At 63.8% G+C, this 527-nt stretch carries 1 protein-coding gene; it reads right to left on the bottom strand.

The genetic code is table 11. The features are described 5' to 3' along the window. Positions 1 to 12: 12 nt before the first annotated feature. On the bottom strand, positions 13 to 527 hold a 515-nt coding region (locus EN852_RS34905), incomplete at its 5' end, for a PLP-dependent transferase (protein ID WP_189546339.1).

Raw genomic sequence — 527 nt, 5'->3', positions numbered from 1 at the left:
GAAAGGCTATGGTCAGACGGTGGCCAGCGCCTGCGCTAGGTCGGCGATCAGATCGTCCGCATGCTCGACGCCGATGGACAGCCTGACCGTGGTCTCGAGCACGCCGATCCGCTGGCGCACCTCGAAGGGAATACCGGAATGGGTCATCGCCGCCGGATGGCTGGCCAGTGATTCCGTTCCGCCGAGGCTTACCGCCAGCTTGAAGATCTGCAGGCTGTTGAGAAAGGCGAAGGCCGCCTTCTGCCCGCCGCGTATGTCGAAGGAGAATGTCGAGCCGGCGCCGCTGCATTGCGCCCGGTAGGTGCGGCCCGCCGGCGTATCCTCGCCCAGGAACGGCAGATAGTGCACCCTTTCGACTTTGGGGTGATCTCGCAGGAATTCAGCAACGAGGCGTGCATTGTCGTTCGCTCGTTCCATGCGGATCGACAGCGTCTCCAGAGAACGACCGAGCATCCAGCAGGAATGCGGGTCCAGCTGCGTACCGATTGCGCCGCGCAGCGCCTTGATTGCCTTGGTGACCGCCTTGC

The organism is Mesorhizobium sp. M2E.F.Ca.ET.209.01.1.1, from assembly GCF_004010375.2.
Classification (GTDB): domain Bacteria; phylum Pseudomonadota; class Alphaproteobacteria; order Rhizobiales; family Rhizobiaceae; genus Mesorhizobium.
The sequence above is the reverse complement of the archived record's forward strand: the minus strand, read 5'-3'. Positions and strand labels throughout refer to the sequence as shown.